Here is a 22,929-nt window from a genome sequence, read left to right as displayed (position 1 = left end):
CCTGTGATCAGGCGCGCGTCAATTCTTGGGCTTGCTCACCCGGATTGCTACGTCATCAAGCGCGGCGCTGATCGTGTCATAGAAGGCGGCGAAAGTATCGAGCCTTTGGCGCACCCCTTCGGCCTCTTCGGGCAGCTTGCGGATCGTATCGTTAATCTCGGATTTGGCATGGCGGGTCCCTGCCAGCGCATATTTCGTCATCGCGGCATAGGCGTCATCGGCGAGTTGGAAGTAATCCTGCCGGTCGCCGGTCTTGTTCACACGCCGGATCAAGCCCCGCTCTTCGAGCAGGCGAATGGAGGTGCTGATCGTGGCGCGGCTCACGGAAAGGCGGCGCGACAGCGCGCCGAAGGCAATCGGCTCGCCCTCGAAAACCAGCATGGCAAAGACCTGCCCTGCCATGCGCGGCAACCCCTCGCCCATGGCGACGACGCCCATGCGGGTGATGAAGTCATCGCGGACTTGGTCGATCTGGTCAGTGCTATCCATCATTCCCCGTCCACGGCAGGCGCGTTGACGGTAGATAGACAAGGCGAGGCACAAATCAAGACTATTCAGAATTTTCCGAACAGACGGAACAAAGCGCGTCGCCGGTAGACTTCCGGCGCTCGACCCTACTTCAACCCGTTCCGGGCGATATAGCGGGCCAGATCAAGGACGAGTTGCCCCCGCGCCGCGGCGATGGCGTTTGCCCCACCTTCGGGATTGAACGGCACGCTGAGGTCAAACAGGCCCGACCGCTCCCGCCGGTCATCGCGGACGGCCACGAAATACTGACCGGAGGCGCGGAACTCCCCCGCTTCGGTGGCCACCAGTTCGGCAAAGCGCACTTCGAGTCGGGCATCGGGGAAGGCTTCGAACGGCCAAGGCTCGGATGCGATGCGCCGCCCGGTCATCCGCGCGAGGTTCTGGCTCAGCTCCAGCGCCACGGCCCGTTCGGGGGCATCGGCCCACAGCACATCGGTTGAACTGACCAGACTGCCGTCGGCCATCTGCAGCGAAATCTCTTCGGCGGCGGCATAGGTCGGCAGGGACACATCGCGCACCTCAACCGAGCTAAAAGCGATCGAAGTCTTTTCCGTGACCGCCGGGGCGCGCACGGTGAAACGCTCAGCAGCGCCGCCACAGGCCGCCAAGGCTGCCAGCAGGCCGAGGGTGATCAGAGGTCTTGCAACATTCATGCTTTACCGTCCCAGCAATAGAGAATTGGGGTTACGTTCGATGGTCCGCGCCAAAGATGCAAGGGCATCGGCGGCTTTCTGAATGTCGCGCAGGGTGCGTTCGGCGCTGCGGCTCAGCTGCTCACCCTGATTATAGCCTTCGATGGTGCGGCTGGCTTGGGCAAAGAGCGCGGTCAAACGCTCGACCACCTGCGGCAGGTCTTGGGCCGAGAGGGCAATATTGTCCGCCGCGTTGCGGGCCGAGGCCAAGGTGCGGTTCACATTCTCGACCGCGCCGCCTTCGCGCAGCTCTTCCAATGTGGCGTTCAATTCGTCCAAGGCGCGCTTCAATGCGCCCGGCAGGGCCACCGCATCTTCGGTACCGATCACCGCATCGGCGGATTCGGTGAGGTCGGTGAGTGCGACGACCAGTTCTTCGACCTCAAGCGTTTCGGCCTTGGCCGCCACCGCCTGAATGCGCTCCACCAACTCCGGCACGCCTTCGACCGAGGAGGACACCGCATTGGCCGCATCCGACGCGCCCTCAAGCGCGGCGGAAAGCCGTTCGGCAATCCGCTCTTCCTCAAGCTGGGCCACCAATTCTTCGATCCGCACCAGCGTGCCGTTCAGGGCGACGGGCACGTTCTTGACCTCTTCGGAAGAGACCAGCCCGGTCAATTCGCCCAAAAGGGTGCGCACGTCCTGCGGGGTTTCGCGCAGGTCTTCGTCCGACACGAAAGCCTCTGCCGAATTGAGGAAGGTGATCGCGCTGTTGAGCAACTCTTCAATCGGCAGGCTGTTGATCCGGGTAAAGACCCCTTCGACTGTGGCCGCCGCATCGGAGACATCGCTTTCCGTGGTCGGCATCAGCGCAAGGCCATTCTCCGTCTCGTTCAACGAAGCTTCAGGCGCGTCTTCGACGGCCACGAACTCAACCTTCAAACCACCGGTCAGCAGGCTGGCCGAGGCCAGCCGCGCGCGCAGCCCGTCTTCCACACGCTCCTTCAGGAAGGCCAAAGCGGCTTCGGCGGTCACATCGTCCTGCATCCCCAGATGCGCCGGTTGGATCGACAGGATGGCGTTCAGCCGGACGCGGCTGTCGCCGAAACGTTCGAAATCCACCAGCCCCGACAAGGTCTCGACCTCACCGATCTCCAGCCCGCTCATCTCAACCGGGGCGCCGACGATCAGACCCGAGATGTTGTCGTCGAACACGACACTCAGCTTCAGCGGATCGACCTCGGAGGCGTTAAAGACAGAGTTCCGCGCGGTTTCCTTGTCGGGGTAAATCTCAAACACCGTGCCGTCAGACACCTGCGCCCCGCCCGAGACGAAAGTGTCAAAGGTGATGCCGCCGCCAACGAGGGTCGCCAACGAGGAAAAGTCGATCTCGGCCCCCGCGGGGCCAATGTTGACGCTAAAGCCCGATGCGTCCCAAAAGCGGGTGGATTCATTGATCAGCTGGCGGTGCTCTTCGAAAATCAGTGCCTCGACAATGGCGTAGTTGCCGCGCGGGGCGATCTTGGCATAGCCGACGCGGCCCACTTCGATGCCCTTGTAAAGGATCGGCGCATTGTCGGTCAGATGCCCGTTTGCGGTGGAGCGGAAGGCAATCTCAAGCCCGCCTTGGCCGCCGCGGATCAACGGCTCAGTCGACGATCCCTGAAAGCGCTCCGCCGCGGGGCCGACCTGTTGGTCCCAAGACCCTTCGATATAGACACCGCTCAGCACCGTGCTGAGACCGGTGATGCCCTGTGCCGTGACCTCGGGCTGCACGACCCAGAAGACCGCGCCATTGTCGATATAAGGCGCCACGTCCTTGTCGACGCGGATATGCGCCGTCACCCGGTCCAAACCCGAGGTAAAGCCGACCTTCTCGACCACCCCGACCGTCACATCGCGAAAGCGCAACTCGGTCTCGCCAGCAGAGATACCCGCGCCCTCTTCGAATTCCACGACGATCACCGGGCCGCGCTCGCTATAAGACCGATAGGCCACGAAAAGCGCCACGATCAAGGCGAGGATCGGGATGATCCAGATCACCGAGGCCCCGCTGAGAAACATCTTGCGGGTCGGGGAAATCGGTACGTCGGGAGGCGTCTTAGTCATTGGTTTTTGGGCCCTCGTCCTTGGTCTGAGCGTCCCAGATCATGCGGGTGTCGAACGCTTGTGCCGCCAGCATGGTAAAGATCACGGAGAGGGCAAAAAAGATGCTCGCGGTACCGGGATTGATGGCGGCCAGTGTCTTGAGTTGCACCAGAGACGACAAAATCGCAACCACAAAGATATCGATCATCGACCAGCGCCCGATGTACTCAACCACTTCGTAAAGGTAATGCCGCTGGCGCTGCGAGGTGACCGAGCGCCGCTTCACGCTGATCGCAAGAAAGGCCACGGCCATGAATTTGGCCAACGGAATGGCGACAGAGGCGAAGAGGATGATCAGGGCGATCCCCCAGTTGCCATATTGCGCCAGTTCCACCGCGCCGCCAATGATCGTGCTTTCCTCGACCTGAAACAGCGTGCGGGTCTTGAGCATCGGATAGGTATTCGCGGGGATGTAGCACATCAGCCCCACCGTCCAGAACGCCCAGACACGCTGAAGGCTCATCCGATCGCGCGAGACCAGCTTGCTGCCACAGCGGCTGCAAAGCTCCGTGCCCATCGGCGCGGGCTTGTTACAGCGGGTGCAGGCCACGATGCCCAACTCCCGTGCGCTCACGATGTCTTGGGATGTTCCAGAGAGTTCCATACGGACCATTTGCATAAGAATCTGTCCTGCGCGATGACGAGGATCACCAACGCGCCGAACATGTAAAACGCGGGGCCAAAGCCCACATCGGCCAGATCGGCCACTTTGACCAGCGCCACGGCACAGCCGATGGCAAAAACCTCGGCCATCGACCAAGGGCGCAGTTCCTCCGACAGGCGAAAGGCGGCGACGGCATGGCGCGCGGGCGGGCGATCCAGCACCACGGGGATCAGCACATAGAGCGTCAGCAGCACCCGCAAGAGCGGGATGAAAAAGATCAGCGCCGCCGTGGCCAGCGACAAGAGGATCATCGGCCCGCCGGAAAAGGCAAGCGCTGCATCCAGCACCGATACCGCGTTGCTGGCCCCCGCCGCGTCGATGGTGAGAAAAGGAAAGACCGCCGCCCCGATGATCAAGACCATGACCGCCACCGCCACGGCGATGATCTGCAACCCGGCGTTCCTGCGGGGCGTGATCAGGGCGGTATGGCACCGCTCACAACTCGCCCGCTCCCCGTGGGCGGGGCGGCGCAGCCGATAGACGGCGTCGCATTGCGGACAGACGATCAATTCGTCCATGGGCAATTCGGCAAGGGGGGTGTCGGGGCGATCCATTCTGAACGCATATATGATGCCGTCCTTTGACGTATCAACAAATATTCACCGCCCTGTGGCGCATCTGCACCGGCGGATCATCGCCCTCGCGCGAATGTGAGGGGAACAGGCGGCCATGCAGACCGTTGGTCTAGCAGAAATGACAAAGGAGAAAGCAATGACCGATATCACCAATGCAAAGATCCTGATCCTCGCCACCAATGGCTTTGAGCAGTCCGAACTGGAAAAACCCCTGAACGATCTGCGCGACCGCGGCGCCACCGTCCATGTGGCCACGCCCGACGGCAATGAGATCAAGGGTTGGGACGAAGATGACTGGGGCAACACCGTGCCCGCAGACCTCGCCCTTCAGGACGTGAATGTCGACGACTACCAAGGCATCGTGCTGCCCGGTGGCCAGATAAACCCCGACCTGCTGCGCGCCAACGAAGACGCAGTGGCTTTGATCCGCAAGTTCCACGACAGCGGCAAAACCGTCGCCGCCATCTGCCACGCCCCGTGGCTGCTGATCGAGGCGGGCATCATCAAGGGCCGCAAGGCGACCTCCTTCCCCTCCATCGCGACGGATGTGAAGAATGCCGGCGCGCATTACGAAGACAGCGAAGTGGTGGCCGACCAAGGCATCGTGACCAGCCGCTCGCCCAAGGATCTCGACGCTTTCGTCGCCAAGATCGTCGAGGAAATCGAAGAGGGCAAACACGACCGCAAAGCGGCCTGAGCCTTACTTTGGTTCTCGGATTTACCCCCGGTCTTATGGCCGGGGGTTTTTCATGCGCGGCCCAAACTTACACCGAGTTCGGCAAGTACCGCATCGGTATCCGCGCCGATGGCCCGTGGGGGGCTAGGCATCTGTGGCGCGGAACCGTCAAACCGCGGCGCTTGGCCTGATTGCAACACGCCATTCGCCCTCACCACATTGCCCCGCGCCGCCATCTGCGGATGATCCGGCGCTTCGGAAAAGCTCAGCACCGGGGCCACGCAGGCATCCGAGCCGTCAAAATGCGCCGCCCAGTCGTCCCGGGCGCGGGTAACAAAGATCGCGGAGAACTCAGCGATGCGCGCCTCCCATGTCGTCCTGTCGTTCTGGCTCTCGGCAAGCTCCGCAGGCAGGCCCAACTTCTCTAACAGGATCGCGTAGAACTGCGGCTCCAAAGCCCCGACCGAGATGAATTTCCCATCCGCACAGGTGTAGCAACGGTAAAACGGCGCAGCCCCGTCGAGCCAATTGGCGGCACGCTTTTCGGTCCACGCGCCTTGGGCCAGCATGCCATGGATCAGCCCCATCATCGCAGGCACCCCATCGACCATCGCGGCATCGACGACTTGGCCCTTACCGGTCACTCCGCGTTCGATGACGGCAGCAAGGATACCGAACAGCAAGAACATCGTCCCGCCGCCGTAATCCGCCACCATGTTCAGGGGCGGCACCGGGGGCGCATCGGCGCGGCCTATGGCATGAAGTGCCCCTGTTAGAGCCAGATAATTGATGTCATGCCCCGCCGTCTGCGCCCATGGGCCGGTCTGGCCCCAGCCGGTCATGCGGCCATAGATCAGAGCCTCGGGGCAGACGTCAGGGCCAAGGCCCAAACGTTCCATCACGCCGGGGCGAAACCCTTCGATCAGCACATCGGCAGAAGCGATCAGCGCCTTTGCCGCGGCGATCCCTTCGGCGGTTTTCAGGTTCAACACCACCGACCGCTTGCCGCGCCGGTTGATGTCCGACGGGTCCGCCGGGGCGGCGTTGCGGTCAATCGTGATTACATCCGCGCCTAGATCGGCCAGCAGTTGCCCCGCCAGCGGCGCGGGGCCAAGGCCGGAAAACTCCACCACCCTGAGCGAGGACAGCGGCCCTTTGCGCGCCGCCCCGCTCATGCCGCCCCCGGCACCAAGACCTGCCGCGCCCCTTCGGTGAAATCAGACAGCGACAGCGCCCATGTCGTGCCGGGCCAGCGCAATTCCATCTCGCGTTTGCGCGGACGGTAGACGGCGGTGTAAAGCGTGCCGAACCCGGCGTTGAAGGCCGTGGAATAAAGCGGCGGCTTGAGGAAGGCGCCGATGAACTTTTCCTCCGGGTCGCGGTGCAGACGCAGACGTTGCAACAGGTAGCGCTCCCGCTCGACCGTGGCGGTAAAGCGGGCGTGGCTGATCCACTCCACATTCTCTTGATGGTTGGTCGCCACCGCGGCGCGGGTGATGACAGCGGGACGATCGGGGGCCATCATGGCTGTCAGGTAACTGCGCTTTCGGTCGAGTACGGTGACGTTGTAGCTCATATGCGTGGGCACCCGCGCCAGCACCTCGCCCGCCTCCTGCGCGGTTTCGCAGGTCTGCAAGACATAGCGCAGGATCAGCGGCACGCCGAAGCCCTCGCCCACCACACGCCGCCCGCCAAAGGTCAGCGAGATCGACAGCCCTGCATCATTCACCCCGTCGACCAGCCCCCAAAGCCCGTCGGAGGTACCCATGACCTGCCGCCCCTGCCAGCCGGTGCGCAGCACCATCGCGTCAAAGGCATTGGGGTTATAGTCATAGTTGCGCACCATGACCGGCTCTTTCCCCGCCCAGATCGCCTGCGAACAGGCCGAGAGATAGGGCGGCGGGCAATAGAAACTAAGGAAGCGCGCCGCGTGATCGCCGCCGCCTGCTAGACTGCAAAGCTGGTCATATAGCGGAAGCATCTCAGGCATATGCTGGGCCAGCGCACGGCGGCATTGGGCATAGGTCGGGCGCGCGGCCTCCCCTTCCTTCAACCACCATGCGTGATAATCAGGCCAATAGGCCGCAAAGAGACCGGCCCATTTCGGGCCGGGCTGGTCTTCGGACAATGCGCGCCAGTACATCGCGGCCTTTCAACTCGTTACAGGATCTTGAACGCCGGATCAGAAAGCTCTGGACCGGCAGAGGCGGTGGGCAAGGGTTTGCCATCCACGCTGCGTTTGATCCCATGAATCCACTTTTTCGCGCGTTCGTTCAACTGGAAAGACTTGGTCATCGACCGACCCCGCGTCACGAGGATGCCAATATCCGCGCCCTCGTAGCGATAGTCACCCGGTTGCAGGATGCGCAGGAAGAAGGCCTCGTTCTCGCTCTCGACCGCGCGGCGGTGATAGTCGAAACGGTCAAAGACCACGCTGCCGTCTTCCTTCATCTTGTAAATCCCGGTTTCGGGCGCTTCGGTGCAGATGTCGACACTGTCTTCGGTGTGTTTGATGACCATCTGGCTCCAACCGTCGATATTGTCCGGATCGGCCCAGCGGGCGTTCAACTCATCCACGTCGAGGGTGAACTTCTTGCGGCTGAACTCCAGCAGGTGGAACAGGAACAGCGGCGCATCGGCATGGGCAAAGGCCGCGTGGTTGGTCATGGAACTCGCCCCGGTGATGCGCGGGTTCAACTCCCCCAACCACAGGTCGCCGGTCTTCTTATCGATCAGGAAGTCGAGCTCGAAATAGCCGCGATAGCCTTCTTTGCGCAGCTGCTCGCCGAACTTGAAGGTCAGATCGCGCGCCTTCTCACGAACCTTGGGCGGGAAGGCGGTGGCGAGGATCTCGTTGCCGCACCAGCCGCCGCGATAGGGGGTCAACTCCTTGAAGCCGACCAGTTCGGTCATCAGCGGCCCAACGATGGTGCCTTCCTTGGTGGCGCAGGCCTCAATCGCTGCGCCACGGCAGTCGATCCTCTTCATGATCTTGATCTCGCCCTCGCCCACGATCTCGCTCTCGTGGCGGCGGAAATCGGCCTCGGACTTGATGAAGAAGGTGGTATGCCCGCTGTCGCCATAGGCCGATTGCAGCACAAGATCGTGGCCGAGATCCGCCTTCTCGCAGATCTCGCGCAGATGGTCGTAGCTTTTCACCTCGCTCAGCGTATTAGGCACCGAAGGCACACCAGCCTTGTTGCCGATGCGCACGGTCTCGATCTTGTTGTCCATCGACTGGCGCAGCTTGGCTTTCGGGAACCAGACCTCGGCGCCCAGCTCCTTGCTCAGACGCTCGGTCTCTTCGTCGAACATCAGGAAGACGAACTTGGGCTTGCCGCCGCGGCGCTTGATGAAGTCGATGACCTCCTTGTGCTGCAGCAGGTAATTGTTGATGTCCTCAATGCTCTGGAACTCCGCATGGGGCTGTTCCGAGGGGCAAAACACGTTGGGATGCTTGCCGCCGTAGCAATCGATGTAGCAGATATATTTGAAATTCTTCACCCATTCGTCCAAGCCCAACAGGTTAAAGTTGGTGGCCGAGATGAAATAGACCGGGTCTTCGTTCCGGTGAAAGAACCGGCGGATTTCAGAGATATTCTTGAGAATTTTTGCCATGTCGTTGGTCCTTTTAATCAAACGGGTGAAGAGGAAAGGTCTTTGCCGCGCACGCGTTTCAATGCCTCCGCGGTAAAGACGCGCAGGCCCAGATCGGGCCGGTATCCGTGGATCTCGCTGACATCGAGCGCGCGCATGAAGTCGAGAATTTCCTGGCTGACGACCTGTCCGGGGACGAGAATCGGAAAACCGGGCGGATAGGGAATGATGAAGCTGGCCGAGACCACCGTGTCGCCCGCGTCCATCGCCTCTTGCAGCGAGCCGTTGAGGTCGAGGTAGTCGCAGTTCTTCTCATCATAGGCGAGGAAAAAGGCCGTGCGAATGTCGCCCTCGGGCGTGTCGGCGGCGCGGAAAGCGTCGTGGAAACAGCTGAAATCCGGCAGGGGCGGGTAGTCTTCCATCAGGTTCTTGACCCGCCGATCGAACGACAGTCGCTCCATCCGGCTGGCATCGTCCAGCAGATCGTCGAGCGACTTGGCGATCTCCACCAGCACTTCGATCAGATAGGCGACCGAAGAGCGCGTGGTGCCGATGTTGGTCATGAACAGCACGGTATTGCGCGAGGTCTTGTTGATCTGGATGCCGTATTTGTCCATCAGGATCTGGGTCTTGAAGGTATCGCCATCCCAGCCCGTGCCGCCCACGGCCAAGGTCACGCGGGTCGCGTCGAGCACGAATTCATCCTGCTCCCAGCAATCCCACATGTCGGTCCAGCCCTGCTCAACGTCATAGTAGCTGGTGACGCCGCTTTCGCGGTGCTGTTCGGGGATCATGTCCCCGGCGGAGAGCACTTTGAAATACTTGCGTAAGAGGGGGTGTTCGCTGATCGCGCGACGCATCGACATCGCCGCTTCGACCTGTCGTTGCACGAATTCAAACCCTTCGAGTTCGACCTGACGCCGCCCCACGTCGAGCGAGGCGATGATCTGATAGTTCGGCGAGGTCGAAGTGTGGGTCATATAGGCTTCGTGAAAACTCTGCTCGACCTCGCCTTTGAAGTCCTGATCGTTGACGTGAATCATCGAGCCCTGCCGCAGCGAGGTCAGCGTCTTGTGGGTCGATTGCGTGGCATAGGCCCGCACCCGCGCCCGCGGCGGGGGGATCAGCCGGGTGTTGAGCAGGGTCTCATCATCCGCGTCCTTCAGGGTCTTTTGCTGCGCCTCATAGGCGGCGGCATGGGCCTCTGACTTGAACTTCGCCCGCAAGGTATTGGCCGCGTTCATCGCGGTGCGCTGGCGATATGTGGGACTAAACCGGGCAAAAGCGAACCATGCCTCGTCCCAAAGGAAGATGAGGTCGGGCTTGATCGCCAGACATTCCTCCATCACCCGCTCGACGTTATAGACCAGCCCGTCGAAGGTGCAGTTGGTCAGCAAGAGCATCCGCACCCGGTCGAGCTTGCCCGCCGCCTTAAGCTCCAAGAGCCGCTCCTTGATCTCGCGCAGCGGCACCGCGCCGTACATCGAGTATTCGTTAAGCGGATAGCTGTCGAGATAGCTCACCTGCGCGCCGGCGAGCACCATGCCGTAGTGGTGGCTCTTGTGGCAGTCGCGGTCGACCAACACGATGTCGCCGGGCCGCACCAACGCCTGCACCACGATCTTGTTGCAGGTCGACGTGCCATTGGTGGCGAAAAACGTCTGTTTAGAGCCGAAGGCGCGGCTTGCCAATTCCTGCGCCTCCTTGATCGGACCGTGCGGCTCCAAGAGACTATCCAGCCCGCCGGAGGTGGCGGAAGTCTCTGCAAGGAAGATGTTGGGGCCGTAGAACGCCCCCATGTCCTGAATCCAGTGACTGCGGGTGATCGACTTGCCACGGCTGATCGGCATGGCGTGGAAGACGCCGGTGGGCTGTTTGGAATATTCCACCAGCGCAGTGAAGAAGGGCGACTTGTTGCGCGCCTGCACGCCGCGCAGGATGTTGAGGTGCAGCTCCATGAAGTCTTCTTGGTTGTAGAAGACGCGGCGACAAATCCCCAGATCGAGCCCGGCGATATCCTCGACCGAGCGTTCGGTGACCAGATAGGCATCAAGCTCGGGCCGGACCTTGGCAATCATGCGGCAAAGCTCTGGGCCATAGCTTTCGGGTTGCAGCGCATCGATCTCATCCTGCCCGCCCGCGCGGGCGAGGTAGCGGGTCAGGATCTGTTGATCGACTTTCGATTTCAATGTGAGCCCGGGGCGGACGACGATGGCTTGGATATTGTGGTTGAACATCACCGCGATCAGCGCGTCTTCAAGGCTGGGCACCACGACGGCTTCGTAGATGAACGGGTCTTCGGTCCGGCGCATGCGGGAGACATTGCTGCGCAGCCAGCGTTCCTGCTGTTCGTTCACATTGTCGACGATCAGCACTTCGAAATAGGGTTTCGCCAGCGCCCGCGCCTCGGGCGGCAGCATCGCCTCGTCGTCATGCTCGTCCTGATCTAGACTGTCGCGTTCCAACGGGATGGTGCGGCGGCGATAGGCGCCGGTGGTCAGCGCCCGGGTTACCCGGTTCACGGCAAAGGCCAGATCCTCGAAATTGCCATGGGCGAACTGGCGGCGCATGTGGTCAAAGGCGGACATGCCCGGAAAGGCCCAATAGGGCTCAATCAGGGCCAGTGACTCAAACAGCGCCTCAATTTCCTTGCGCCCCTGCGCCGCGTTCTTGCCTTTCGGATCGCGTGACATGGCGGCGGCGGCGGCGCGCAGGGCGCTCCACCGATCCGACCGCAGTTGAATGGCCGAGGAATAGTCGTTCATAGAATGCATCAGTCGTCCTCTGCTGGAGGGCCGACCGATGCGTCAGGTAGCGCTTTGCGCGAACCTAACCCCGGCCTAGCCGCTGGTATTGTCGTTCTGCCCGGGCGTGTCGGGCGTTGTCTGTGGGTCGGGCGTGCCCGCAGCCGGGGCCACGGGCGCCGGTGTCTGGGCCACCTCGGGCGCCGTCCCGGCGGTGGGGCTGGCAAGCGGCTCAGGCGGGAAACCGTTCTTGCCCTTATAGGTCGGGATCTCGGCAGGCACCTGCTGGGCGGGCACATCGACATGCAGCCCCGCGCGGCTGCCCTGTTGCGGAATTTCAAGCGGGCCAAGGGTGTGCAGGAAGGCATCCGCGCCGCTGTCACGGTCATAGACCGGGAAGTCTGTCGGGCGGTCGCGGAAGGATTTGAGCAGTTGGCCCAGCCCCTTCATCCCCGTCTCACGCTGACGGCGCACCATGTTGAGGTCGATCTCAATCGGGAACATATCCTCTTGCCCCGCCGATTGGTGCAGCACCATCGAAGTCGGATCAACCACGCAGGACCGGCCCACGCCCCCGGCGCCGAGGCCATTCACGTCGAAGATATAGCACTGGAACTGCGCCGCCGTGGCGCGCGCGATGGCAAGTTCCGCATCGCGGTCGGTGGTGCCGGTCAGCACCGGGTGCAGCAGCACCTCAACCCCTTGCGAGGTCAACTGCCGCGTCGTTTCGGGGAACCACATGTCATAGCAGATCGACAGGCCAAAGCGGCCCACATCCGGCACATCGAAAATACAGAATTCATTGCCCGCCGCGATCCCGGCCTCATAGGGCCGGAAGGGGAACATCTTGGCATAGCGGCGCACCACTTCGCCTTCTGGGTTGATAACGACCGAAGTGTTATACACGCGGCCATCCTCGGGATGCTTGAGGAACATCGAACCGGGGATCAGCCAGACCCGATGCCGCCGCGCGGCGGCCTGAAACTGTTCGATCGTCTCATTCTCGGGCGGCAGGGCAAACCGGTCGAGCGGGCCGAAAGGTGCCAGTTCGGAGAACAGCACCATCTGCGTCCAAGGGAAACGCGCCATCAGAATGTCGAGCCGCTGGATCATGCCCTCGACATTGGGCTGCAAGGCATTGACGTACATCTGCACGCCGGCAATCGCGAAAGGGGTCATGCGTGAATACTCCGAACTACGCGGCGCAATGGACCATTTCCTTGCCTATCTCCGCGACGCACGTGTCTTACGCCCTCACGACCAGAACGGAAACAGGGGAACGACGCACAATGCGGTCGGCGTTGGAGCCGACGAGGAATTCGCGCAGGCTGTCGGGGTGCTCGGACCCCATGACCACCAGATCGGCGTTTGATTTCTTTATCGTTTTCAGCGCCTCACGGTGGATCTTGCCGAATTTCAGATGCTGCTTCACCTTTACGTCATCAGGCACCTCACGCTCGACCAGCTGTTCAAGCGCCTTGGCCGCGCGGCCTGTGGCCTGTTTTTCATAGTCCACGGGGAAGAACCCTTCGACCAGTGGCGTGCCCATGTCCGGCACGACCGAGAGGATATGCAGCGTACCCTTGGACAGGCGGATCATGTCGATCGCCTGTGGCAGCGCCTTTTCCCATGATTTCGGGTCGCTCAGATCAACGGTCAGCAGAATGTTATCGAACATGATGCGCCCTCCTCAGGCTGTCGCGGGCTTACGGGGGGCCTGCGCGGCACGGCCCCGTTGCAAGAACACCACCAGCGCCAGAAGTAGCAGGGCGGGGATGAACATCCAGTACTTGCTGGGTTGTGGCATCGGTTTCAGCACCCGCAGCACCTCTTGGTCCCAATCGAGGCCCGCGCCCTGGGCCGGGCTGTCGTAGAGGACATCGTCGATGATCATCTTGTCGCCATCCTCGCGGAACATGAGACCCGCGGCCTCCAACTTCTCGGCACCGGTCTCACCTTCGCCGATGGGCAGCAGCGCCACGAACTCCAGCGGATCGCCCAGATCGTTCACGCCCGAGATGCGCAGCCGCAGCCGTTCACCCGCAGGGGTTTCTTCGGCGGCCTGAACGATCTCGGTCGGGGCTTCCTCGCTATAGGGGGGATAGATCATGTCCATCCAAAAGCCCGGGCGGAACAGGGTAAAGGCGATAAGCAGCAGCGCGATGGTTTCATAGAAACGGTTGCGGGCCAGAAAGAAGCCTTGGGTCGCCGCCGCGAAAAGCAGCATGGCCACGGTGGCCACCACAAAGATGAACAGCCCCTGCCCCCATGTGACCCCGATCAGCAGCAGTTCCGTGTTGAAGATAAACAGGAACGGCAGCGCCGCGGTGCGCAGGGAGTAGAAGAAGGCGACCAGCCCGGTGCGGATCGGATCACCGCCCGAAACGGCGGCGGCGGCAAAGCTCGCCAGACCCACCGGCGGGGTCACATCGGCCATGATGCCGAAGTAGAAGACGAAGAGATGCACCGCGATCAGCGGCACGATCAGCCCGTTCTGCTGGCCCAGCGTCACGATCACCGGCGCTAGGAGCGCCGAGACGACGATATAGTTCGCCGTGGTGGGCAGGCCCATTCCAAGGATCAGCGACAGGACCGCGGTCAGGAACAGGATGGCAAGGATATTGCCGCCCGAGAGCACTTCGACCACATCCGCAAGCGCCGAGCCGACACCGGTCTGGCTGACCGCGCCGACGATGATGCCTGCTGTTGCCGTGGCGATGCCGATGCCGATCATGTTGCGCGCGCCGGTGACCAGACCGTCGATCAGGTCAAGGAACCCGGCTTTGACATCGTTGACGAACTGGCTCTCCCCCCGGAACATCGCCATGAGCGGGCGCTGCGTCAGCAGGATGAAGATCATATAGGCCGCGGCCCAAAAGGCCGAGAGGCCGGGCGACAGGCGGTCGACCATGAGCGCCCAGACCAGCACCACGACAGGCAGGATGAAATGCAGACCGGAACGCGCAGTGGGCCCCGGCATCGGCAGGGTCGTCACCTCGGCGTTGGGGTCTTCCATCTCAAGCGGTTCTTCCTGGCTCGCAACATAAAGTAGGCCAACATAGACCGCCGTGAGGAAGACAAAGATGATATAGCCCGCCGTTTCGGGGAAGGCCGGGCGAATCCAGCCCATCAGGTAGTAAACCGCAAAGGACAGCGCGCAGATCGCGATGATCGCAAAGGCGATACCGATAAGCTGCTGCACCAGCGGCTTGGGCGTATAGGCGCGCGGCAGGCCCTGCATCCCGGCCTTCATCGCCTCAAGATGCACGATGTACACGAGCGCGATGTAGGAAATCACCGCAGGCAAGAAGGCGTGTTTGACCACGTCGAAATAGGGAATGCCGACATATTCGACCATCAGGAAGGCCGCAGCCCCCATGACGGGCGGCATGATCTGCCCATTGACAGAAGAGGCCACCTCGACCGCGCCGGCCTTTTCTGAGTTGAAGCCCACCTTCTTCATCAGCGGGATGGTGAAGGTGCCCGTGGTCACCACGTTGGCGATGGATGAGCCCGAGATCAGGCCGGTCATGGCCGAGGCCACAACGGCAGCTTTGGCCGGACCGCCGCGCATGTGGCCCATGAGGCTGAAGGAGACTTGAATGAAGTAGTTACCCGCCCCCGCACGGTCCAACAGCGAGCCGAAAAGCACGAAGAGGAAGACGAAGGAGGTCGACACGCCAAGCGCGATGCCAAAGACACCTTCGGTCGTGATCCACTGGTGGTTCACGATCTCGGAAAGGCTGTTGCCCTTATGCGCGATGATGCTTGGCATATAGGGGCCAAGCACGGTGTAGAAAAGAAAGACGCTCGCCACGATCATCAGCGCAGGCCCAAGAGCGCGGCGGGTGGCTTCGAGCAGGATTAATAGACCGGTAACCCCTGCGATATAGTCTGGCAGGATCGGCGCGCCGACGCGGTTGGCGATGTCACGGTAAAAGATAAAGAGGTAGAGCGCGCAGAATGTACCGACGATGGCCAAGGCCCATTCCCAGATCGGAACGCGGTTCTTGGGCGAGCCGAGGAGTACTGTGGCAATAACGAAGAGCGCGGGGATCGGGATCCACCAGATGGCGGTCGAGTCCTTGGTGCTCACCATAAAAAGCGCGGCAAGAACGATGGGCACGATGACGCCAAGCGCCACCTGAAAACTCGTGCGCGTGGCTGGAAACACCATGATGCCAAGGAATACAGCAAAGCCAAGGTGAATGGAGCGGGCCAGCGTATCGTTGAAAAGACCAATGGGCGACGCGATGTAGAGCTGAAACAGGGACCATGCCAGCGCGACGAGCAGCAGCAATGTGCCCATCAAACCACCGACCGAACGCCCACCCGTATCAGAAGAAGCGACAAGTTCGTCCAGTTCCGCCTGGCTCAACCCCCCCCGGTCACCGGTCGCGGCGGTTTCGACAGCCGCCGCCTGTTGCTGGTCCTTCTCAGACATATCGTCCCCCTGTCGGCTCCACCTTGGGGTGGATGCGCATATTGTTTTTCGGGTCTCTGACGGCAGCGTACCGCCGCCAGAGCTATCATGTCACGGATAGATTACTCGAGCCAACCTTGCTCTTTGTAATACTTCTCGGCGCCGGGGTGCAGCGGCGCGGAAAGACCGCCCGAGATCATTTCCTCTTGGGTCAGGTTCTCAAAGGCAGGGTGCAGACGCTTGAAACGGTCGAAGTTGTCAAAGACCGCCTTGACCACCTGATAAACGACTTCGTCGTCAACATCGGCAGAGGTCACGAAGGTGGCTTTCACGCCGAAGGTTTTCACGTCTTCGTCGGTGCCCTTATACATGCCGCCCGGCACGGTGGCCTCGGCATAATAGGGATTGTCGTCGATCAGACCTTGGATCGCGTCACCGTCCACGGGGATCAGCTTGGCATCAACGGTCGACACGGCTTCTTGGATCGAACCGTTGGGGTGGCCCACGGTGTAGATGATCGCATCCACCTTGTTGTCGCCCAGAGCGGCGGCTTGCTCAGCCGGTTTCAGCTCGGAGGCCAGTGCGAAATCGTCCAGCGTCCAGCCTTTGGCGTCCATCACGACTTCCATGGTGGCGCGCTGACCGGAACCGGGGTTGCCGATGTTGACGCGCTTGCCTTTAAGGTCGTCGAAGGACTCGATGCCGCTGTCGGCACGGGCGATGACGTTGAAGGGCTCACCATGCACGGAGAAGACCGCGCGCAGGTTGTCGAACTTGTCACCCTCGAACTGGGAGGAGCCGTTGTAGGCGTGGAACTGCCAGTCGGACTGGGCCACGCCCATGTCCATGTCGCCCGCTTTGATCGCGTTGATGTTGGCGATCGACCCGCCGGTGGAGGGGGCGGTGCACTTCAGGTTGTGATCCGCGGTGCCGCGGTTCACCAGACGGCAGATCGACTGACCGACGACAAAGTAAACGCCCGTCTGACCACCGGTGCCGATGGTGATGAATTTTTCCTGCGCCATAGCCGCAGTGCCGGCCACCATGGCACCGGTCATCGCGAGCATTTTGAACATTTTCATAAGATGTCTCCCATTGTTATAATTGGCGGACCACCCTTTAGGCGGACACCATTGCATGCACAAGTAGAGCGCCGCAGCCTTCAGGCAATTGACTGGGCTAGGAAATTCTTCACACGCCATTCAGACCGCGAGCAGACATGCCCCTGTGGCGGGAATCCCCGATTTCACGTTAGGTCGGTTTTTCATCGCAATCAATGCGGCTGACACAAAGGGCCGCAAAGCCTAGCCGACGGGCTGGGGCAGGTCAGGCAGAACCGGCGCGGCGGCGATCAGCGATTTGGTATAGGCGTGCTGCGGCGCGTCAAAGACCTTCGCGGTCTCTCCCGCCTCGACGATCTTGCCGGACTGCATCACCAGCACGCGATCTGTCACCGTGCGCACCACCGACAGGTCATGCGAGATGAAGAGATAGGTCAGGTCATAATGGCTGCAAAGATCGGCCAGCAGATCAAGGATCTGCGCCCGGACCGAGACATCAAGCGCGCTGACCGCCTCATCGAAAAGGATCAACTCGGGCCGGATGATCAGCGCCCGGGCAATGGCGATCCGCTGGCGCTGCCCGCCGGAGAATTCGTGAATGTATTTCCGTGCATCCGCCGGGCGCAGTCCCACGGCGGTCAAGGCTTCGTCGATCGCGCGGGTTCGGTCGGCCCCCTGCAGCGGGGTGTCGAGCAGGTGGAAAGGCTCGGTCACCAAACGGTCAACCCGGTGGCGCGGGTTGAAGCTACCGAAAGGGTCTTGGAACACAACCTGCATCTTGCGGCGCACGGCGAGGTTCGGCTGCGTCCCGGTAAAGACCGGCTGGCCATCGACAGTGATACTGCCCTCTTGCACCGGCTCCAGCCCCAAAATCGCCCGGGTCAGGGTCGATTTCCCGCAACCGGATTCCCCGACCAGCCCCAAACGCTCCCCCCGGTTCAGGGTAAAGCTGAGGTTGTCCACCGCGCGGAACGTGCCGGGCGCGCCGAAGAGTTTCTTGCGCGGCAGATGGTAGTCGCGGCAGACGCCTTTGACCTCTAGCAGAGGCTCAGGCGCGGGCGGTGCGGGCAGGTTCACCTCATGGCGGGAGGCGTCGAAAAGCATTTTGGTATAGGGGTGCTGCATGTTGTGCAGCAGGGCCTGCGTATCCCCCTGTTCAACGATCTGCCCCTTGCGCATGACGATGATCCGGTCGGCCATATCCGCCACGACGGCAAGGTCATGAGTAATCATCAACAGCCCCATGCCGTCTTCGCGCGCCAAACGCGTCAGCAGGGCGAGGATCTGCGCCTGCGTGGTGACATCCAGCGCGGTGGTCGGCTCATCGGCGATCAGCAGACGGGGGCGCAGGGCGATGGCGATGGCGATCACCACCCGCTGGCGCTGCCCACCGCTCAGCTCATGCGGATAGCGCGACAGGGGGAAGCGGTCTTGGGGCAGGCCGACGCGGGTCAGCGTATCGGCGGCGCGGGCCTCGGCCTCGGCCCGGGAGACGCTCGGCTCATGCACGCGGATCGTTTCGGCGACTTGGCGGCCAATAGTCTGCACCGGATTCAGCGCGGTCATCGGCTCTTGAAACACCATGCCGATGTCATTGCCGCGCATATCGCAAAGCGCTGCCTCGTCCATCTGGGTCAGATCGTCCTCGCCCAGCATGATATGCCCGGTCGTCGTCGCGCCCTTGGGCAGCAGCTGCATCGCCGCCAGCGCGGTCATCGACTTGCCAGAGCCGCTTTCCCCGGTCACGGCCACGATCTCTCCCGGTGCGACGGAAAAGGTCACCCCGTCGAGGATGCGCAGCCCGTGGATAGAGAGCGAAAGGTTGGAGACAGAAAGAAGCGTCATGTGCGTGCCACCCTCAGGCGGGGATCAAGCAGGTCGCGCAGCCCGTCACCCATCAGGTTCAGCCCCAGCACCGTCAGGATGATTGCGAAACCCGGCATCAGGGCCATATGCGGCGCGATGCTGACCATGGTCTGCGCATCGGCCAGCATCCGGCCCCAAGAGGGTACCGGCGGCTGCGCACCGAGGCCCACATAGCTCAGCCCCGCCTCGGCGAGGATGCCAAGAGAGAATTGGATGGTCCCCTGCACGATCAGCAGGTTGGCGACATTGGGCAGGATATGCTCGAACGAGATACGCGCCGCGGATTTGCCTGCCACCCGTGCCGCCATGATGAACTCCCGCTGCCACAGCGACAGCGCCGCACCGCGGGTGATGCGCGCGAAAACGGGAATGTTGAAGATGCCGATGGCGATGATCGCATTGATCGCCCCGGCGCCAAAGACCGCCGTAATCAGAATGGCGATGACAATGGCCGGAAAGGCAAAGACCAGATCATTGCCGCGCATGATGACCTCATCCACAAGGCTGCCGCGCCGTGCCGCAGCCCAAAGCCCCAGCGGCACCCCCACGCCCATGCCAATGCCCACCGCCACCAGCGCCACGGCGATAGAGGTGCGCGCGCCGACCATGATCATGCTCAGAATATCGCGGCCAAAGTGATCCGTCCCCATCGGATGCGCCAACGACGGGCTGCGCAGCTTGTTCGCGATATCAAGCCCGGCATAGTCATAGGGTGTCCAGACAAAGGAGATCAGCGCGGCCAGCAGAAAGACCGAGGTCAGCACGGCCCCAAGGAACAGGTTGCGGTTCATGCGCGGGCCCTCAACCGGGGATCGACGGCGGCATAGGCCAGATCGACAAGGAAGTTCACCAAGATCACCGAAAAGACCAAAAGCATCACGACCGACTCGACCACGATCAGGTCTCGTGCCGAGATCGACTGAAACACCAACCGCCCGAGCCCCGGCAGGTAAAAGACCTGCTCAATAATGATCGACCCGGCCAGCAGGAAGGAGAACTGCAGCCCGATGATGGTCAGCACCGGGATCAGCGCATTGCGCAGCCCGTGCCGCCAAAGCGCCTGCCGCGCCGTCAGCCCCTTGGCCCGCGCGGTGCGCATGAAATCTTCGCCCAGCACATCCAGCAGGGCCGAGCGCATGACCCGTGCGAGGATCGCCGCCTGCGGCAAAGCCAGCGCGATGGCAGGTAGGGTCAGCGCGTGCAGCCCGGCGAAAAGCCCCTTGTCCCAACCGACGAAACCGCCTGCCGAAAACCAGCGCAGATTGATCGAAAAGATCAGCACGAGGATCATGGCGAACCAGAAGTTCGGCACCGCCACGCCCAATTGCGTCGCCCCCATCACGCCCACATCCCCCGCCCTACCGCGGCGCGAGGCGGCATAGATGCCCGCCGGAAAGGCCACGATGACAGAGAGGAAAAGCGCATAAAGCGCCAATGGCACAGAGACCCAAAGCCGGTCGCCGATCATCTCGGTCACCGGGGTGCGATAGGTGTAGGAGGTACCGAAATCCCCCTGCAACATGCCACCGACCCATTCCAGATAACGCTCTGGCCGGGACTGATCGAGCCCCAGTTCACTGCGCAGCGCGGCCAGCGTTTCGGGCTGGGCATTCAAGCCCAGCATAAAGGAGGCCGGATCGCCGGGGGCGACCTCGATCACCATGAAAATCACCAGCGACGCAACCGCGAGACTGATGAGCAAGGAGAGAAATCTTTTCAACGCATAGCGCAACATAGCGCGGAGGTTAGGCGGCACGCTCGGGAGGGTCCAGAGCCCGCGTGCAGTTTCCCCGGCAAGAAGGACAAAAATGCTGATTTTTTAAGTGCCGCTGTGATTTCCGCGCTGGACCGCTATCGAAAGAATCCAGCAATGACAGAGCCTTATACGCTCAGAACGCGGTTTTCCTGTGCCTTATTGCTATGCGCTGGAACCATATCCGTTATGCGGTGTTGTCTTCGGGAGAACAGACAAAACTGGAGAATGAAAATGAAAACGACTTTGAAAACACTTGCGATCGCCGGCCTTCTAGGCACCGTTTCCGCACCCGCCTTCGCCGCTGCTCACATGGATATGGCAACCATGACCTGCGCGCAGTACCAAGAACTCAGCGATGACGACAAAATGAAAGTCGCTTCCATGGCAATCGCCGAGTTGGAAGATGGCGGCCACGGTGGCTCCATGATCACCGAAACCAAGAGCGACGGTTCCGAGCCGAGCGACATCTCCGCTGAAGAAGCGACAGATTCCGAAGAGGCCGAAGATTCCCTGATCGACAACACCAAAGCCGTTGAAGATTCCGAAGACGCCGACGTGATGGCCGACACGGACATGCAGCAGGAAATGGAAGACTTCATGGTCGTCTGCAACCAGAACCCTGACGCGCTGGTAAGCGAAGCCGCTGCTGGCATGCGTGGCAAAGACTAATAGGTCTTCGCATATAATTACAAAGGGCGCGCCTCACGGCGCGCCCTTTTTTAGTGTCTCGACATGATCCTTTCAGATCACTCCGCCCAGCTGACACCAGTCAGATCGGTCGCCTGTGTCGGTGCGTTCACCCAAAGCCCTTCGACACCAGCCTTGGCAATCGTCGGGAAGGCGAGCTGGAACAGGTAACCGTTTACATAGTCTTCGGCGATGATACGCTGCGCCTTGGCCAGCATCTCGCTCCGCGCGGCGGGGTCGGCGGTCTTGTTGAACTCGGTCATCAGAGACTGGAATTCGGCATTGTCATACTGAAAGTAATAGTCCGGGTTGGCATAGATGTTGATGTCCATCGGCTCGGTGTGGCTGACAATCGACAGGCCGAAATCCTTACCCTTGAACACGGTTTCCAACCACTGCGCCCATTCGACATTGGTGATCTGCGCCTTGATGCCAACCTCGGCCAGCTGCGCGGCGATGATCTCACCCCCGCGGCGGGCGTAGGATGGGGGCGGCAGGTGCAATGTCGTCTCGAACCCATCGGGGAAACCGGCCTCGGCCAGCAGCGCTTTGGATTTCTCGGGATCGTAGCTGCTCATCTCCGTCAGGTCGGCGTAGTCCGGGTTATGCGGTGCGAAATGGGTGCCGATGGGCGTGCCATAGCCAAACATCGCGCCGTCGATGATCGCCTGCCGGTCGATGGCATGGGCCACGGCCTCGCGCACTTTGACGTTATCGAAAGGTTCGCGCTGATTGTTGATTGACAGGATCGTTTCCCCTTCGGTCGAGCCGATCAGAACCTGAAACCGCGGGTCGGCTTCGAACTGGGGGATATTCTCGGGCGCGGGGAAGCCAGTGAAAACATCGACATCCTCGGCCATGACGGAGGCGAAAGCCGCTGTCGGGTCCGAGATGAATTTGAACGTCGCGCTGGCCAGCGCAGGCGCTTCGCCCCAATAGTCTTCATTCCGGGTCAGGGTGATCTTGTCGCCTTGGTTCCAGTTCTCAAATTTGAAAGCGCCGGTGCCGATTGGGGTCTGTTTGATCGTCTCGACCGATTCCGGCGCCACGATCACCGCATCGCCCCAGGCGAGGTTGAAAAGCATGTTGCCGTTCGGCTCGCTCAGTTTGACCTCAACGGTCTGGGGATCGATGACATTCACCTCGGAGATTGCGGAATAAAGTGCCTTTTGCGCGTTGGCGCTGTCTTCGGCATTGATCCGGTCGAGGGTGAATTTCACATCCTCGGCATCCATCGTGGTGCCATCGTGAAAGGTGACCCCCTCGCGCAGCTTGAAGGTATAGGTCAGACCGTCTTCGGAAATCTCCCAAGATTCCGCCAGCCCGGGCACGACAGAGCCATTGCCCATGAAGCGGGTCAGCCCTTCGAAAACATTGGTATATAGCACCGAGTCGATGGCGCCCGCAGCGGCGGAGGTCGGATCGAGATGCGGCGGCTCAAGCTGCATGGCGACGGTGATGTCGTCCTTGGCAAGGGCCGTCGTGGCGGCAGCGACCAATGCGGCGCTGGCCACACCGGTCATCAAGCGGTTCAAACGGTTCATGAAAGTCTCCCATATTGGTGTATTTTTT

19 protein-coding genes are annotated in these 22,929 nt (G+C 61.5%); 2 read left to right on the top strand and 17 right to left on the bottom strand.

The window, feature by feature from the left end:
* Positions 1 to 18: 18 nt before the first annotated feature.
* The 5 genes from HKX24_RS02385 to HKX24_RS02365 form a co-directional block, all read right to left on the bottom strand.
* A complete protein-coding gene (locus HKX24_RS02385) occupies positions 19 to 492 on the bottom strand; it encodes a MarR family transcriptional regulator (RefSeq protein ID WP_276153780.1) in 474 nt (157 codons plus the stop codon).
* Between the two features lie 122 nt (positions 493 to 614).
* Positions 615 to 1,181, bottom strand: a complete 567-nt coding sequence (locus tag HKX24_RS02380) for an ABC-type transport auxiliary lipoprotein family protein (protein WP_271692741.1) — start codon at positions 1,179 to 1,181, stop codon at positions 615 to 617.
* Positions 1,182 to 1,184: 3 nt separating this feature from the next.
* The gene (locus HKX24_RS02375) at positions 1,185 to 3,269 is read right to left on the bottom strand and encodes an MlaD family protein (protein WP_271692740.1); all 2,085 of its coding nucleotides are present in this window, start codon (positions 3,267 to 3,269) and stop codon (positions 1,185 to 1,187) included.
* On the bottom strand, positions 3,262 to 3,921 hold the full coding sequence (locus HKX24_RS02370; RefSeq protein WP_271693873.1) for a paraquat-inducible protein A: 660 nt from the start codon (positions 3,919 to 3,921) through the stop codon (positions 3,262 to 3,264). Before HKX24_RS02370 ends, HKX24_RS02375 begins: the two co-directional genes overlap by 8 nt.
* Entirely contained in the window at positions 3,879 to 4,526 is a 648-nt protein-coding gene (locus tag HKX24_RS02365; RefSeq protein WP_067268191.1) for a paraquat-inducible protein A, read from the bottom strand. Before HKX24_RS02365 ends, HKX24_RS02370 begins: the two co-directional genes overlap by 43 nt.
* Before the next feature lie 157 nt (positions 4,527 to 4,683).
* Between HKX24_RS02365 and HKX24_RS02360 the strand changes: the two genes are divergently transcribed.
* On the top strand, positions 4,684 to 5,244 hold the full coding sequence (locus HKX24_RS02360) for a type 1 glutamine amidotransferase domain-containing protein (RefSeq protein ID WP_271692739.1): 561 nt from the start codon (positions 4,684 to 4,686) through the stop codon (positions 5,242 to 5,244).
* A gap of 50 nt (positions 5,245 to 5,294) precedes the next feature.
* Here HKX24_RS02360 and HKX24_RS02355 read toward each other — a convergent pair whose 3' ends face one another.
* From HKX24_RS02355 to HKX24_RS02305, 11 genes are all read right to left on the bottom strand, one after another.
* Positions 5,295 to 6,398 carry a CaiB/BaiF CoA-transferase family protein gene (locus tag HKX24_RS02355; protein WP_276153779.1) on the bottom strand — a complete coding sequence of 368 codons (1,104 nt, stop codon included), beginning with the start codon at positions 6,396 to 6,398 and terminating at the stop codon, positions 5,295 to 5,297.
* Positions 6,395 to 7,366: a C45 family peptidase gene (locus HKX24_RS02350; protein ID WP_209216969.1), complete on the bottom strand. Its 972-nt coding sequence runs from the start codon at positions 7,364 to 7,366 to the stop codon at positions 6,395 to 6,397. The genes HKX24_RS02355 and HKX24_RS02350 overlap by 4 nt, the downstream gene beginning before the upstream one ends.
* A 17-nt stretch (positions 7,367 to 7,383) precedes the next feature.
* Complete coding sequence (locus HKX24_RS02345; protein ID WP_271692737.1) at positions 7,384 to 8,841, bottom strand: biotin carboxylase; 1,458 nt, start codon at positions 8,839 to 8,841, stop codon at positions 7,384 to 7,386.
* Positions 8,842 to 8,858: 17 nt separating this feature from the next.
* The gene (locus HKX24_RS02340) at positions 8,859 to 11,594 is read right to left on the bottom strand and encodes an aminotransferase class I/II-fold pyridoxal phosphate-dependent enzyme (RefSeq protein WP_271692736.1); all 2,736 of its coding nucleotides are present in this window, start codon (positions 11,592 to 11,594) and stop codon (positions 8,859 to 8,861) included.
* A 66-nt stretch (positions 11,595 to 11,660) separates the two neighbouring features.
* Positions 11,661 to 12,743, bottom strand: a complete 1,083-nt coding sequence (locus HKX24_RS02335) for a carbon-nitrogen hydrolase family protein (protein WP_136720276.1) — start codon at positions 12,741 to 12,743, stop codon at positions 11,661 to 11,663.
* A gap of 67 nt (positions 12,744 to 12,810) precedes the next feature.
* Positions 12,811 to 13,242, bottom strand: a complete 432-nt coding sequence (locus tag HKX24_RS02330) for a universal stress protein (protein WP_271692735.1) — start codon at positions 13,240 to 13,242, stop codon at positions 12,811 to 12,813.
* Positions 13,243 to 13,254: 12 nt separating this feature from the next.
* Complete coding sequence (locus HKX24_RS02325) at positions 13,255 to 16,008, bottom strand: TRAP transporter permease (protein ID WP_271692734.1); 2,754 nt, start codon at positions 16,006 to 16,008, stop codon at positions 13,255 to 13,257.
* Positions 16,009 to 16,109: 101 nt separating this feature from the next.
* Entirely contained in the window at positions 16,110 to 17,069 is a 960-nt protein-coding gene (locus HKX24_RS02320) for a TAXI family TRAP transporter solute-binding subunit (protein WP_067268205.1), read from the bottom strand.
* Positions 17,070 to 17,291: 222 nt separating this feature from the next.
* The gene (locus HKX24_RS02315) at positions 17,292 to 18,893 is read right to left on the bottom strand and encodes a dipeptide ABC transporter ATP-binding protein (protein ID WP_271692733.1); all 1,602 of its coding nucleotides are present in this window, start codon (positions 18,891 to 18,893) and stop codon (positions 17,292 to 17,294) included.
* Positions 18,890 to 19,705, bottom strand: a complete 816-nt coding sequence (locus HKX24_RS02310) for an ABC transporter permease (protein ID WP_067268208.1) — start codon at positions 19,703 to 19,705, stop codon at positions 18,890 to 18,892. The genes HKX24_RS02315 and HKX24_RS02310 overlap by 4 nt, the downstream gene beginning before the upstream one ends.
* Positions 19,702 to 20,649 (bottom strand): ABC transporter permease, encoded by a 948-nt coding sequence (locus tag HKX24_RS02305; protein WP_271692732.1) that lies wholly within the window; start codon positions 20,647 to 20,649, stop codon positions 19,702 to 19,704. Before HKX24_RS02305 ends, HKX24_RS02310 begins: the two co-directional genes overlap by 4 nt.
* Before the next feature lie 252 nt (positions 20,650 to 20,901).
* Here HKX24_RS02305 and HKX24_RS02300 point away from each other — a divergent pair, with 252 nt between their 5' ends.
* Positions 20,902 to 21,339 carry an HdeA/HdeB family chaperone gene (locus HKX24_RS02300; protein ID WP_276153778.1) on the top strand — a complete coding sequence of 146 codons (438 nt, stop codon included), beginning with the start codon at positions 20,902 to 20,904 and terminating at the stop codon, positions 21,337 to 21,339.
* A 77-nt stretch (positions 21,340 to 21,416) separates the two neighbouring features.
* Here the strand turns inward: HKX24_RS02300 and HKX24_RS02295 are convergent, their stop codons facing one another.
* Entirely contained in the window at positions 21,417 to 22,901 is a 1,485-nt protein-coding gene (locus HKX24_RS02295; protein ID WP_271692730.1) for an ABC transporter substrate-binding protein, read from the bottom strand.
* Between the last annotated feature and the right edge of the window lie 28 nt (positions 22,902 to 22,929).

Origin of the sequence: Sulfitobacter sp. M85 (assembly GCF_029285915.1) — a bacterium.
In the GTDB taxonomy this organism is placed as follows: domain Bacteria; phylum Pseudomonadota; class Alphaproteobacteria; order Rhodobacterales; family Rhodobacteraceae; genus Sulfitobacter; species Sulfitobacter faviae.
The sequence above is the reverse complement of the archived record's forward strand: the minus strand, read 5'-3'. Positions and strand labels throughout refer to the sequence as shown.